This window comes from Dyella kyungheensis (assembly GCF_049913195.1).
Classification (GTDB): Bacteria; Pseudomonadota; Gammaproteobacteria; order Xanthomonadales; family Rhodanobacteraceae; genus Dyella; species Dyella kyungheensis.
Genome location: NZ_CP183983.1, coordinates 1,622,225 through 1,636,495 on the forward strand (window position 1 = coordinate 1,622,225; position 14,271 = coordinate 1,636,495).

At 64.9% G+C, this 14,271-nt stretch carries 7 protein-coding genes; 4 read left to right on the plus strand and 3 right to left on the minus strand.

Going from position 1 to position 14,271, the window contains the following annotated elements; translation table 11 throughout:
* Positions 1-261: 261 nt before the first annotated feature.
* Positions 262-3,567 carry a multidrug efflux RND transporter permease subunit gene (locus ACN9MB_RS07080; protein WP_426271256.1) on the minus strand — a complete coding sequence of 1,102 codons (3,306 nt, stop codon included), beginning with the start codon at positions 3,565-3,567 and terminating at the stop codon, positions 262-264.
* 15 nt (positions 3,568-3,582) lie between these two features.
* Positions 3,583-4,797: an efflux RND transporter periplasmic adaptor subunit gene (locus ACN9MB_RS07085; RefSeq protein ID WP_426271257.1), complete on the minus strand. Its 1,215-nt coding sequence runs from the start codon at positions 4,795-4,797 to the stop codon at positions 3,583-3,585.
* Positions 4,798-5,911: 1,114 nt separating this feature from the next.
* On the opposite strand from ACN9MB_RS07085, the gene ACN9MB_RS07090 reads away from it, so the two are divergent.
* The 3 genes from ACN9MB_RS07090 (at position 5,912) to ACN9MB_RS07100 (ending at position 12,896) form a co-directional block, all read left to right on the plus strand.
* A complete protein-coding gene (locus ACN9MB_RS07090) occupies positions 5,912-10,846 on the plus strand; it encodes an NAD-glutamate dehydrogenase (RefSeq protein WP_426271258.1) in 4,935 nt (1,644 codons plus the stop codon).
* Positions 10,847-11,165: 319 nt separating this feature from the next.
* Entirely contained in the window at positions 11,166-11,927 is a 762-nt protein-coding gene (locus tag ACN9MB_RS07095; protein ID WP_426271259.1) for an NAD kinase, read from the plus strand.
* A 39-nt stretch (positions 11,928-11,966) separates the two neighbouring features.
* Entirely contained in the window at positions 11,967-12,896 is a 930-nt protein-coding gene (locus tag ACN9MB_RS07100; protein WP_204635384.1) for a 5'-nucleotidase, read from the plus strand.
* Positions 12,897-12,953: 57 nt separating this feature from the next.
* Here the strand turns inward: ACN9MB_RS07100 and ACN9MB_RS07105 are convergent, their stop codons facing one another.
* Complete coding sequence (locus ACN9MB_RS07105; RefSeq protein ID WP_426271260.1) at positions 12,954-13,835, minus strand: aldo/keto reductase; 882 nt, start codon at positions 13,833-13,835, stop codon at positions 12,954-12,956.
* A gap of 117 nt (positions 13,836-13,952) precedes the next feature.
* On the opposite strand from ACN9MB_RS07105, the gene ACN9MB_RS07110 reads away from it, so the two are divergent.
* Positions 13,953-14,249, plus strand: coding sequence for a hypothetical protein (locus ACN9MB_RS07110; protein WP_426271261.1), 297 nt, complete (start codon positions 13,953-13,955; stop codon positions 14,247-14,249).
* The last annotated feature ends 22 nt before the right edge of the window (positions 14,250-14,271 follow it).

The following is a 14,271-nucleotide window of genomic DNA, read 5'->3' on the forward strand; positions in this document are numbered from 1 at the left end:
TTCCGGCGCAGGCCGGAATCCAGTTGCGATGCATTTGGTTGTCGCCGTAACAGCTAGTCGGCTGACCGTCGCGCTACTGCGAGGCTCACGAAAGAGTGAGTCATCGGTGTCTCGACAATCCCATGCATCGCAACTGGATTCCGGCCTGCGCCGGAATGACGAGGGAAAGAGCGGGGCCGCTTCTTCGGCGTTGCCGACGAACACAAAAAAAGCCCCGGTCTCGCGACCGGGGCTTCTTGTTTGACTGCCGGACGTTCCGGATTACGCGCCGCGGCGCGGATCCGAATCGAACGGCTGCATGGCGCTGCTCGGCGTGCCGCCGGTGCCGCCACCGCCTTGCGGCGGATGGTCATCCGAACCGCCGGTTGCGGAGCCACCATGGCCCGGGCGGATCGTGCGGGACGGCTCGTCCAGCTTGTCGCCCAGTGCACGGCGCACCGTCACGTAGAACACCGGGATCAACAGCAGACCCAGGAACGTGGCGAAGATCATGCCGCCGATCACGCCGGTACCGATGGCGTGACGCGAGTTCGCGCCGGCACCGGTGGAGATGAACAGCGGGAACACGCCGAGGATGAAGGCCATCGAGGTCATCAGGATCGGGCGCAGTCGCTGGCGGGATGCCGTGACGATGGCGTCGAACAGCGAGCGGCCGTGCTGCTGTTCTTCCACCGCGAATTCCACGATCAGGATCGCGTTCTTCGCCGCCAGGCCGATCACCGTGATCATGCCGATCTTGAAGTACATGTCGTTCGGCAAGCCGCGCAACATCGAGAACACGACCGTACCCAGCAGACCCAGCGGCACCACCAGCAGCACGGCGACCGGGATCGACCAGCTCTCGTACAGCGCGGCAAGGCACAGGAACACGATCAGGATCGACAGCGCCAGCAGCAGCGTGGCCGAGTTGCCGGCCAGGATTTCCTGGTACGACTGACCCGTCCAGTCCGCGCCGAAGCCCTTGGGCAGATCCTTGTCGACGATCTCCTGCAGCGCGTTCATGGCCTGGCCGGTGGAATAACCCGGACCTTCGTTACCCACGATTTCCACCGCGGCGTAGCCGTTGTAGCGGGTCAGCGCGGGCGAACCCATGTCCCACTTCGTCTTCACCACCGACGCGATGGGAATCATGTTGTACGGGTTGACCGTGGTCGCATACGTCGAGTTCGACGCGTTGCTGGTGCCATTGGTACCCGGCGTGGCCAGCGTGCTGGGCGAATAGATGTGCTGCAGCGCATCCGGGCCCATGCGGTAGGCCTGGTCGGCCTGCAGGTACACGCGCTTCACGCGACCGCCATAGACGAAGTCGTTGACGTAGATCGGCGCCAGCGTCAGCTGGATGGCCGTGTACACATCGGTCACCGACAAGCCCATCGACTGCGCCTGCACGCGGTCCACCGTCATGTCCCACTGCGGGGCGTCGGGTAGCGAGTTCGGGCGTACGCCCGTCAGCGCCTTGTTGCCCTGGGCCTTGCCGACCGTGGTCATCATGGCCTGCATCAATTCGCCATGCGTCTGGCCGGCGCGAGCCTGCAGGTACATGTCGATGCCGCCGAACTGGCTGAGGCCGCGGATGGTCGGCAGGTTGACCACGAAGATCTGCGCGTCGCGGATGCTGTGGAACACGCCGTTGAGCTTCATGATCAGCTCGTCGGCGGTGATCGCTCGCTTGTCCCAGTCGGTGAGCTTGATGAAGGCCATGCCGGTGCTTTCGCTCTGGCCGATGAAGCTGAAGCCGCTGATCTGGTACATGCCAATGACGTCGTCATTGAACGGACTCTTCTTCAGCGTGTCGCGCATTTCGGCCATCACCGCCTGCGTGCGTTGCAGGGTGGCACCCGGCGGCAGGTTGACGATGGCCAGCGCGAAGCCCTGGTCTTCGCTCGGCACGAAGCTGGTGGGCAGGCGCGTGTAGAGGAAGCCGGCAAGCACCGCCACCAGCGCGAACACGATCATCCAGCGCGGCGCATGACGCGTGGCGCTGCCGATGTGGCCGCTGTAGGTGTGGGTGACCTTGTCGAACAGCTGGTTGAACTTGCGGTAGATGATGTTCTTCTTGTGCTCGTGCTCCGGCTTGAGCAGCGTTGCGCACAGCGCCGGCGTGAACGAGAGCGCGAGGAACGCGGAGAAGCCCATCGACACCGCGATGGTCAGCGCGAACTGCTTGTAGATCACGCCCGAGGCACCCGGCTGCAGCGCGGACGGCACGAACACCGCGGCCAGCACCACCGTGATTGCCACCACGGCACCGGTGATCTGGCCCATCGCCTTGCGCGTCGCTTCCTTCGGCGACAGATGCTCCTCGGACATGATGCGTTCGACGTTCTCGATCACCACGATCGCGTCGTCCACCACGATACCGATGGCCAGCACCATGCCGAACAAGGTCAGCTGGTTGATGGTGAAGCCAAGCGCCACCAGGCCGATGAAGGTACCCAGCAGAGCCACCGGGATCACCAGGGTGGGGATCACCGTGGCGCGGAAGTTCTGCAGGAAGATCAGCATCACCAGGAACACCAGGATGATGGCTTCGATCAGCGTGTGCACCACTTCCTTGATCGAGATCTTGACGAAGGGGGTGGTGTCGTACGGGGCAAACCAGGTGACGCCTTCGGGGAAGTCCTTCGAAAGCTCATTCATCTTCGCCTTGACGGCGTCGGCCACGTCCAGCGCGTTGGCGCCGGGCAGCAGCTGCACACCCAGGCCGCCCACTTGCTGGCCGTTCCAGGTGGCGCCCAGGCCGTAGGTCTGCGGACCGAAGTCGATGCGGGCCACGTCGCTGAGCTTCACCACCGTGCCGTCGCTGTTGGCGCGCAGGATGATGTTGCCGAACTCCTGCGGCGAGGAGAACCGGCCTTCCGCCGAGACCGTGGCGGTGAACGCCTGGTCCTTCGGCGACGGATCGGCACCGAGCGAACCGGCGGCGAACTGCACGTTCTGCGCGGAGATGGCCGAATACACCGAGCTGGCCGACAAGCCATAACCCTGCAGCTTGTCCGGGTTCAACCAGATGCGCACGCCGTATTCCGAACCGATCAGGCGCGTGTTGCCCACGCCCGGAATACGGCCGACCTGGTCCGCCACCTGCGACGCGATCACGTCGGCCAGGCGGTTGCCGTCGATGTCCGGATTGGTGGACACCAGCGACACGAACATCAGGAAGTCCGGGTTGCTCTTGGCCACCACCACGCCCTGCTGGGTTACGGCGGAGGGCAGGCGCGGCTGGGCCAGCTGCACCTTGTTCTGCACCTGCACCTGGGCGATGTCCGGATCGGTGCCGGTTTCAAAGCTCAGCGTGATCGAGCTGGTGCCGTTGGAGTTGGAGGAGGAGCTGAAGTACAGCAGGTGGTCGATACCGGTGAGTTGCTGCTCGATCACCTGGGTGACGTTCTTCTCCATGGTGTCGGCGTTGGCGCCCGGATACGTCGCGGACACCACCACCTGGGGAGGTGCGATGTTGGGATACGACTCGATACCCATGTTCAACACGGAGATGGTGCCAACCAGGGTAATCAGGATGGCCACCACCCACGCGAAGATGGGACGGTCAATAAAGAAACTCGGCATGTCGGTCGACTCCCTTTATTGCTTGCCGCCAGCAGCGTGACCCGCCGCTGCCGGTGGCCCCTGCTCGCCGGGCTTCTTGTTCGGATCGTACGGCGCTGCCTTGGCCGGCTTGCCGGGCTGCACGGTCTGCAGGCCGGAGACGATCACCTGGTCGCCGTTGGCCAGACCCTGGGTGACGATCCAGTTCGGACCGGCCAGGTTGTCGGCGGAGACGTTCTTGCGGGCGACGTTGCCGTCCTGGCCCACCACCAGTGCGTAGGCACCGACCACGTCGCGCTGGATGGCCGCCTGCGGCACCAGGAACACGTTGTGCAGCTCGCCGAGGTTGGCGGTAATGGTGATGTAGGTGCCCGGCAGCAGGCGGCGCTGCGGGTTGGGCAGCAGGGCGCGCAGGTTGATCGAGCCGGTGGTCGGATCGACGGTGGCGCCGGAGAAGTCCAGCGTGCCGTCCTGGTCGTACTTGCTGCCGTCGGGCAGGGTGACCTTCACCGTGGTCTTGCCCTGGTCGCTCAGCGAGACGTTGCCGGCGGCCTGGGCGGCGCGCAGGCGATCGAGATCGGCCGCGCTGACGGTGAAGTTCACGTACAGCGGATCGAGCTGGTCGACCGTGGTGAGCAGGGTCGAGTTGGAGCCGGTGTCCGCCGTGCTGGCACCGACGATGGCGCCTTCGGTGACCTGCTGCTGGCCGGCGCGGCCGTCGATGGGCGACACCACCCGGGTGAAGCCGAGATTGATCTTGGCGTTCTCCACGGCGGCCTGGGCCTGCTTCACCGCGGCGGCGCCGGAGCGCTCGTTGGCTTCGGCGGTGTCCAGGTCGGACTGCGAGATGTAATTGTCAGGACGCAGCTTGCGGAAGCGCTCGGCGGCGGCGTGATAGTTGAAGTAGGTGGCCTGGGCCGAGGCCAGGTTGGCCTGGCTGGAGTTCAACGAGGCCTGGTACACGGCCGGATCGATCTCGAACAGCACCTGGCCTTGCTTGACGTCGGTGCCTTCCTGGTAGACGCGCTTGAGCAGCACGCCCGAGACGCGGGCGCGGACATCGGCGCTGCGGAAGGCCGATACGCGGCCCACAAGGTCCTTGGCGAGCGGCGTGCTCTGGGTCTGCGCCTTGACCACGCCGACTTCCGGCGGTGGCATCTGGGGCGGACCTTGTTCCTTGCCTTTGCCACAGGCGGCCAGTGAGAGCAGGCCAAGGCACAGCAGAGGTGTGCGCAGTGACGTGGACTTCATGTGGGCTCCATTCTTCTTAATGTGGTCGGGGGATGCAGCGCGCCGACGCCTCTCCGGGCGCCGACAAATAGGTTCTTGCGACGAATACACGGCGACCCCGCGTATCCGACGGCTCCCGATGAGGGGAACCAGGACAGGCGGGGCCGGAAAGCCGCGGCTCGTTCAGGCAAGCGAGCTTGGACTATACCGTACAGTTTACAATTTGTAGAGTCACCCCTGACACGCCGGTTGAGCCCCCAGAGCCGTTCCCGCGCATTCGTATGCTCTATCGAGCAGGGTTGCTGTACCCCTCAAGCAGATCGTGGGTACTAATTTTGGCTGAATTCCGTGAAGGTAGGGTGTCGGCCTCTGTAACGCTGGGAAAAGGCCATGAGGGGATGGTGCCAGCGGGCGCTGGGGAGCGCCCGTGCCGATGGTCCGGTTGCACCTTCGGTGCACTTACTTACAACAACCTGGCCGATAACCCTGCAAGCCTCCTATGGTGTGCCTACGCTCCATCGATCCGTTGCGGCGGCGATTTTATCTGCTGCGCTGCAACGTTTTGAATGCGTCGTTGCGGCCACGTACGGTCAGGTATCGCTGAGCGGGCGCATCCTCGGCGCAGTGCTTGCAACGCGGGCAACACACGAGCCCGACAAGTTTTTCCTCCGCGCATGCACGTGCGCGGATGCTGCCAACGGTCACGCAACCGTCGCGAAAACGACTGAAGCTCCGTTTGCTGCACGGGCGTCATGACCTGCCGCAAGCTGAAGTGCGCCTTTCGCAAAGGTGGATTAGGCCTCGTGCGAGGCGTATTCTTTTGAGGCTTTTTGGAGCCTGTTCTCGATCTCCGCATGACCCGTGCCGGAATTTGTTTGCCCGCCAGACAAGGAAGAACGAGGGCGTGTATGTCGATACACAACCGAGTGATGACGATGGATGGTGGGCAAACAAATCCGGCCCGGAGGGTTGCTCACCTGCGCCCGCTAGCGAGTGCCGTGCGGCTTGACCTGACAGCCAGTCAGGCGCTTCGCCACACGGCACTCGCTAGCGGGCGCAGGTGAGCAACACGGGTTATGCGGAGATCGAGAACAGGCTCCCGGCCTCATTCCGTCTCCCCAACACAGTAGATGCCATGAACGCGATTCGTGCGGCTAGCAACAGCTCGTTCCCCACTGTTGTTCTCGAAGAACTGAAGCAAAGCGGATTTCCTACCGGGCGCCTTGAAGAGGCGCAATTTTTTATCGGCGCTTTCTTCGCGCGCATCGCCGATGGCGATCTCGAACTCCATACCGCCCGCGAGTGGGCCGTGCTGATCGCCGACCTGCTCGAGTTCATGCAGCAGCGCCAGCCGGGCCGCGCCTCGGTGCGCGTGGCCAACCCGGCCACCGGCCATGCCGGCCGCAGTTACATCCAGGTCGTCACCGACGACATGCCGTTCCTGGTCGACACGGTCACCATGGTCGCGGCCGAACAGTTGCAGATCCACGCCGTGATCCACCCGGTGGTGGAGGTGGCGCGCGATGCCTCCGGCAAGCTGCTGAAGATCGGCGCCGCCGACGGCCAGAGCGAATCGGTGATGCACTTCGAAGTGGACCGCGTGGCCGACGACGAAGAACTGGCCAAGCTCAAGGCGAAACTGGAAGGCGCGCTGGAAGACGTGCGCGTGGTGGTTGCCGACTGGAAGAAGATGCGCGACCAGGCGCTGGCCACCGCCGACGACCTGCCGTCGCGCCAGCTGCCGCTGGACCCCGCCGCCGTCAAGGAAGCATCCGAATTCCTGCGCTGGCTGGCCGACGACAACTTCACCTTCCTCGGTTACCGCGAATACGAAGTGACCGAAGCCGACGGCGAGGAAGTGCTGCGCGCCAACGAAAGCTCGGGCATGGGCATCCTGCACAAGAGCGAGCGCTCGCTGGCGCCGCGCTCCTTGCGTTCGCTGGTGGCCAGCGACCTGCCGCAGTCCGGTTCCACCGACGCCATCATCCTGACCAAGACCAACGCACGCTCGCACGCGCACCGTCCGGGTTACATGGATTACGTGGGCGTGCTCAAGTTCGACGCCAACGGCAAGCCGGTGGCCGAGCAGCGCTTCCTCGGCCTGTTCTCGTCCAACGCGTATATGGCGCGTCCGCAGGACGTGCCGCTGGTGCGCCAGAAGTTCGAATACGCGATGGAGCATTCCGGCCTCAAGCGCGATTCGCACTCGGGCAAGGCGCTGCGCCACATCCTGGAAACGCTGCCGCGCGACGAGCTGTTCCAGAGCAGCGACGAAGAGCTCTACAACACCGCCATGGGCACGCTGGAGCTGCGCCAGCGCGCACGCACGCGCCTGTTCGTGCGCCGCGACCGCTACGGCCGCTTCGTCACCTGCATCGTCTACGTGCCGCGCGACCGCTTCAACACCACCGTGCGCGAACGCATCGAAGCGCTGCTGAAGGATTCGATGCGCGGCGAAAGCCTCGACTCCTCCGTACTGATGGGCGAAGCCGCACTGGTGCGCCTGCACGTGGTGGTGCGTCCGAAGATCGGCGACCAGGTGCATTACGACGTGGCCGAGCTGGAGAAGGGCGTGGCCACCATCGTGCGCAACTGGCACGACGACGTGCGCGACGAACTCGTGCGCACGCTGGGCGACCACGATGGCGTGGTCCTTGCCAACCGCTACGCCAAGGCGCTGCCCGCCGGCTACGTGGAAGACGTTTCGCCGGCCACCGCCGCCGAGGACGTGCACCAGCTGTCGCTGCTCAAGGGCGACGACGCGGTGCGCATGTCGTTCTATCACCCGGCCTCGCGCCCGGAAGAACTGCGCTTCAAGATCTACCGCAGCGGCGGCGACATCGCGCTGTCCGAAGTGCTGCCGCAGCTGGAGAACCTGGGCCTGCGCGTGCTCACCGAGCACCTGTACGACATCCATGTCGGCGACAGCATGCTGTACATCCAGGACTTCGAAGTGCAGACCGCCGGCAGCCTCGCTTTCAGCGTGGAGCAGGTGGACCAGTTGTTCGAGGACGCCTTCGAGCAGATCTGGCGCGGCAACGCCGAGAACGACGGCTTCAACCGCCTCGTGCTGGGCGCCAAGCTGAGCTGGCGCCAGATCGCCATGCTGCGCGGCTACTGCAAGTACCTGTTGCAGACCGGCGTGGCGTTCTCGCAGAGCTACATGGAAGACGCCTTCAACCGCTATCCGGCGATTGCCGGCCTGCTGGTGGAACTGTTCCTGGCCAAGTTCGATCCGCATCGCGAGTCGCTGTCGACGGATGAACTCAAGCGCGCCGGCGAGCTGTTGCGCGGCGAAATGCAGGTGTTGATCCCCGAGGCGCTGCGCCATGCGCATCCGGCGCTCATCGACGGCCTGGTGGCCTCGCTGTCCAAGCCGCGCGGCGAGCAGCTGGCGCTGATCGAAGAGACCATCGGCACGCTGCTGGAAACCGTCTCGAGCCTCGACGACGACCGCATCCTGCGCAGCTTCATGGCGCTGATCCGCGGCACGCTGCGCACCAGCTTCTTCCAGCGCTGGAACGACCAATACCGCAGCTACATCAGCTTCAAGTTCGACTCGCATCGCGTGCCGGACCTGCCCAAGCCAGTGCCGTACCGCGAGATCTTCGTCAGCGCGCCGCGCGTGGAAGGCATCCATCTGCGCTTCGGCTCGGTGGCGCGCGGTGGCCTGCGCTGGTCGGATCGCCGCGAAGACTTCCGCACCGAAGTGCTGGGCCTGGTGAAGGCGCAGATGGTGAAGAACACCGTGATCGTGCCGGTCGGCTCGAAGGGCGGCTTCTTCGTCAAGCGTCCGCCGGTCAACGGCGACCGCGACGCGCAGCTGGCCGAGGGCATCGCGTGCTACCGCATGTTCATCAGCGGCCTGCTGGACATCACCGACAACCTGATCGAAGGCAAGGTGGTGCCGCCGCACGACGTGGTGCGCCACGACAACGACGATCCCTACCTGGTGGTGGCGGCCGACAAGGGCACCGCGACGTTCTCCGATATCGCCAACGCCATTTCGGTGGAACACGGCTTCTGGCTGGGCGATGCGTTCGCTTCGGGCGGCTCGAACGGTTACGACCACAAGGGCATGGGCATCACCGCCAAGGGCGCGTGGGAGTCGGTCAAGCGCCACTTCCGTGCGCTGGGTCGTGACAGCCAGTCGCAGGACTTCACCTGCGCGGGCGTCGGCGACATGTCAGGCGACGTGTTCGGCAACGGCATGTTGTTGTCGCGCCATATCAAGCTGGTGGCGGCGTTCGATCATCGCCATGTCTTCCTCGATCCGAGCCCGGATGTCGAGCGTTCGTTCGCCGAGCGCGAGCGCATGTTCAAGCTGCCGCGTTCGAGCTGGGACGATTACAACAAGTCGCTGATTTCCGCGGGCGGCGGCGTGTATCCGCGTACGCTCAAGTCGATCCCGATTTCGCCGGAAGTGCGTGCGGTGCTCGGCCTCAAGCCGGACGTGACGCAGCTGGCGCCGAACGATCTGCTCAGCGCCATCCTCAAGGCACCGGTGGACCTGCTGTGGAACGGCGGCATCGGCACCTACGTGAAGTCCAGCGCCGAAACGCATGCCGACGTGGGCGACCGCGCCAACAACGCGCTGCGCGTGAACGGCGTGGAGCTGCGCTGCAAGGTGGTGGGCGAGGGCGGCAACCTGGGCTTCACCCAGAAGGGCCGCATCGAAGCCGCCCAGCACGGCGTGCTGCTCAATACCGACTTCATCGACAACTCGGCCGGCGTGGACACCTCCGACCATGAGGTGAACATCAAGATCCTGCTGGGCGATGCCGTGCAGCGCGGTGAGATGACCACGGAGCAGCGCAATACGCTGTTGGCCAGCATGACCGACGAAGTGGGCCAGCTGGTGCTGTGGGACAACTACCGCCAGAACCAGGCCATCACCTTGATGGAGCATCAGTCGGCGCATCGCATCGGCTCGATGGCGCACTTCATCCGCCAGCTGGAGTCCGAAGGCCTGCTCGATCGCCAGGTGGAGAACCTGCCGAGCGAAGCGGAGCTGGCCGAGCGCAAGACGCGCGGCATGGGCATGACGCGTCCGGAACTGTCGGTGCTGCTGTCGTACGACAAGATCAAGCTGTACCAGCAGCTGCTCGATTCGGACGTGCCGGAAGACGCCTACCTGTCCAAGGAACTGGTGCGCTACTTCCCCGAGCCGCTGCACGCCAAGTACGCCGAGCACATGCAGCGCCATCGCCTGAAGCGCGACATCATCGCCACGGCCGTGACCAACTCGACCATCAACCGCATGGGCGCCACCTTCATGATGCGCATGCAGGAGGACACCGGTCAGGGTCCGGCAGCCATCGCCAAGGCGTATACGGCGGCACGCGAGATTCTCGATGCGCGCGAGCTGTGGGCGCAGATCGAGGCGCTGGACGGCAAGGTGGCGGAGAACACCCAGATCGATGCGATCCTGCAGATCTGGTCGCTGCTGCGTCACACCACGCGGTGGTTGCTGAACCGTCCGGGCGGCACGCTGGACATCAATGCCAACGTGGAGCGCTACCAGACCGGCGTGACCGAGCTGCGCGCCGCGCTGCCGATGGCCCTCACCGAAACCGGCAAGCAGGACTTCGCCACCAGCCAGGAGAAGTGGGAAGGCCTCGGCATGCCGGGCGAACTCGCCCTGCGCATGGCGCGACTGCCGGAGATGCGCGCCATGCTCGACATCGTCGAGGTGGCCACGCAGGGCGGTCAGCCGATCGCCAAGGTGGCGGGTGTGTTCTACGAACTGGGCCAGGCGCTGGACCTGGAATGGCTGCGCAGCCAGATCGAGGCGCTGCCGGTGGAAGGTGCCTGGCACGCTCAGGCACGCGGTTCGCTGCTGGACGAGCTCAACCACCAGCATCGCGCGCTGGCCCTGCAGGTGCTGTCGATGAACGGCGGCTCCAAGGACGTCTCGCCGGTGCAGGCGTGGCTGCAGCGTGACGACGCCACGCTCAAGTACACCCGCAACATGCTGGCGGAAATCCTCACCCAGAACGCGGACTACCCGATCGCCTCGGTCGCGGTGCGCCGCCTGGCACAGCTGGCGCAGGTGCCGGTGAACCAGTAAGGGCTCCAGGGCTGCCCGGTTGGGCCGGGCAGCCTTGAGTGTTCAACGCCTTCTAATCGTTAGTAATCCCTCACCGTCATTCCGGCGCAGGCCGGAATCCAGTAGCCGCTGTTGGCGGTTTTCGCGAAGCGAACAAGAGCGTGTCGGCTGTCGCGACAATCCCATGCTTCGCTACTGGATTCCGGCCTGCGCCGGAATGACGGTGAGGGGCGAGAGGCTGCGAAAGCTGAAAGAGCAGGGCGCAAACCGGCAACGGTCTTGCGCCCTTCGTCCATCTACGCTCAACTGGCAGCCTCGCCAGCCATTGTTGCCCGACCCTATGCGCTTTGCCTTCGTCGCCAGCGAAACCAATGTCGCCCAGCAGGCTCGGCGCAAACTCATCGACCGTTATGGCGATGCAGAGCCGGAAGCGTCGGATGTGATCGTGGCGCTGGGCGGCGACGGCTTCATGCTGCGCACGCTGCATGCCTACCGTGCGTTGCCGGCGCCGGTCTACGGCATGAAGCTGGGCCGCGTCGGCTTCCTGATGAACAAGCATCGCATCGACGAGCTGGAAGAGCGCATTTCACGCGCGCATGCCGCGGTGCTCTATCCGCTGGACATGCGCACCATCGATATCAACGGCGACGTGCATCACGCGCTGGCGTTCAACGAAGTGTCCCTGCTGCGCCAGAGCAACCAGGCGGCGCATCTCGAAGTGAAGCTCAACGACATCGTGAAGCTGCAGAACCTGGTCTGCGACGGCATCCTGGTGTCGACGCCGGCGGGTTCGACGGCCTACAACCTCTCCGCGCATGGACCGATCCTGCCGCTGGACGCCAATGTGCTGGCGCTCACCCCGATCAGCCCGTTCCGGCCGCGTCGCTGGCGCGGCGCGATCCTGCCGCATCGCACGCTGGTGACGATGCGCGTGCTCGATCCCGGCAAGCGCCCGGTCAGCGCTACCGCCGATTACCACGAGGTGCGCGATATCCGCGAAGTGGAAATCCGCCAGTCGGAGGGGCAGGGCGTGCGCCTGTTGTTCGATCCGGAGCACAACCTGGAGCAGCGCATCCTGGACGAGCAGTTCGCGCCGGATTGAAGGCATTCCCGCCACGCCTCTTTTGCTAGATTGAGCACCATGACCCGCCCCACGCCCGATGCTCACGATCCCACCGCCGCAGGCGACAACCGCCTGGTGGTGGCCATTTCCTCGCGCGCCCTGTTCGACCTGGGCGACAGCCACGAGTTGTTCGAGCATCAGGGCCTGGATGCCTATCGCGCGTTCCAGATCGAGCACGAGAACGAGCTGCTCAAGCCCGGCGTGGCGTTTCCGCTGGTGCAGAAGCTGCTGGGCTTGAACAAGCTGGCGGGCGATGTGCCGCCGGTCGAGGTGATCCTGCTGTCGCGCAACTCGGGCGACACGGGTTTGCGCATCTTCAATGCGATCCAGCACTACGGGCTGGAGATCAGCCGCGCCGCCTTTACCAGCGGTGCGCCTACCTCCGACTACATCGCGCCGTTCAAGGCCGACCTGTTCCTCTCCGCCAACGCTGAAGACGTAGGCCGCGCCCTGGCTGCGGGCGTCGCGGCGGCGACCATTCTTCCGTCGGTTGCACCGCCGCGTGCCACCGAACAACTGCGCATCGCTTTCGACGGCGACGCGGTGATCTTCGGCGACGAAGGCGAACGGGTATCGCGCGAAGAAGGGCTGGAAGCGTTCCACCGCAGTGAGCACAAGCTTGCGAACGAACCGCTGTCGGTAGGGCCGTTCCGTGGCTTCCTCACCGCCGTGCATCGCCTGCAGGCTGCCTTCCCGGCGGAAGATTCACCCATTCGCACCGCGTTGGTCACCGCGCGCTCCGCGCCGGCGCACAAGCGGGTGATCCTCACGCTGCGCCGCTGGGGCGTGCGTATCGACGAAGCCTTGTTCCTCGGCGGTCGCGACAAGGGGCCGTTCCTGGATGCGTTCGGCGCGGACATCTTCTTCGACGATTCACCGGCGAACGTGGAATCGGCGCGCAAGCATGTGGCGACAGGGCATGTGCCGCATGGAGTGAGCAACCGCTAGTTGCCTTACCCGCTGGGAATGCCCCCACAGAGTTCGGTGGCTATCGGTGGCTCGGGTTTACGGAACCGAATGCCCCTTGCTCGCCGTCCATATCGCATACCAGTCTTCGGCATCGAGCTGCACATCCAGTGCCGCAACCGCTTCGCGCAGTCCGTCGATACGGCCGGTGCCGGTGATGACGTGCGGACGCGAGGGATGGCGCAGTGCCCACGCAAACGCCAGCGTGGTGAGGCTGATGCCGTAACGCTCCGCAATGGCCGTCATCTCGGTGCGCACGCGTGCGGCCTGTTCGTCGTCGCCGGTAAACAGGCGGCCACCGCCCAGCGGCGACCAGATCATCGGGCGCAGGCCCAGTTGCTGCGCCTGGTCCAGCGTGCCGTCGTCCAGCGCATCCATCTGCAACGGCGACAGTTCGATCTGGTTGGTGATCAGCGGGTGATGCTGGTGCAGCAGGGCGAATTGGCTGGTGGTGTGATTGGAGACGCCCCAGTGCGCCACCTTGCCTTCGCGCGTGAGCGTGGCGAAGGTGTCGGCCAGCGCGGCGGCATCCATCAAATAGTCGGGGCGGTGGATCAGCACCAGATCCAACTGCTCGGTGTGCAGATTGCGCAGCGACTGCTCGACTTGCGTGCGCACGTAAGCGGCCGAGGTGTCGTAGAAGTTGATGCGGTAGGGACGCTGCGCCGAGCGCAGGCGGATGCCGCACTTGGTCACCAACTGCATGCGTTGCCGCAACGCAGGCGCCGCCTTCAGCGCTTCGCCGAATTGCGCTTCCGCCTGGTAATCGCCGTAGATATCGGCGTGGTCGAACGAGGTGATGCCCAGCTCCAGCGCCTGCTCGATCCAGCGCACACGTTCCTGCACGCTGAGCTGCCAGCCGACGATGCGCCAGAGGCCGGCGACGATGGGGGAGAGAGTCGGGTGCGGTGATGTCGGCATGGGCGTGATCATGGGGGGATTCAAAGACAGGCAGTTTGCCAAGCGGCGCACACAATCGCCAGCGAGTTGCCGGGGACCATGACCTGCCGCCGGTTGGGCGGCTCATGGAGGATAGCTATGAAGCTCAGCAATCGCTTCTTCGTGCGGGTGTTTGCACTCGCGGCTATGACGGGCGTGGGTGCCAGCGCATTGGCGGCATCCGCGTCCATCGGTGGATTGTGCACGCCCTGCATCCAGCTCTATCAGTACTGCGTCAGCCACGGCGGTGGCATGGGCGAATGCGAAGACCAGCTCGATCAGTGCCGCGCGACGCAATGCCCGGGCACGGCGGCAGTCACGCCATTCGATCGCAAGACGATAAAAGCCAGCGAGCCTCAGCTGCTGGCGCGCACCACGGTGACGTCGAACCGCTGATGGTCTGACCGGGACACCGCGG

Excerpts from the sequence above, each read along its gene's own strand:
- ACN9MB_RS07080 (WP_426271256.1), bottom strand. The coding sequence starts at position 3,567 with ATGCCGAGTTTCTTTATTGACCGTCCCATCTTCGCGTGGGTGGTGGCC.
- ACN9MB_RS07085 (WP_426271257.1), bottom strand. The coding sequence starts at position 4,797 with ATGAAGTCCACGTCACTGCGCACACCTCTGCTGTGCCTTGGCCTGCTC.
- ACN9MB_RS07090 (WP_426271258.1), top strand. The coding sequence starts at position 5,912 with ATGAACGCGATTCGTGCGGCTAGCAACAGCTCGTTCCCCACTGTTGTT.
- ACN9MB_RS07095 (WP_426271259.1), top strand. The coding sequence starts at position 11,166 with ATGCGCTTTGCCTTCGTCGCCAGCGAAACCAATGTCGCCCAGCAGGCT.
- ACN9MB_RS07100 (WP_204635384.1), top strand. The coding sequence starts at position 11,967 with ATGACCCGCCCCACGCCCGATGCTCACGATCCCACCGCCGCAGGCGAC.
- ACN9MB_RS07105 (WP_426271260.1), bottom strand. The coding sequence starts at position 13,835 with ATGCCGACATCACCGCACCCGACTCTCTCCCCCATCGTCGCCGGCCTC.
- ACN9MB_RS07110 (WP_426271261.1), top strand. The coding sequence starts at position 13,953 with ATGAAGCTCAGCAATCGCTTCTTCGTGCGGGTGTTTGCACTCGCGGCT.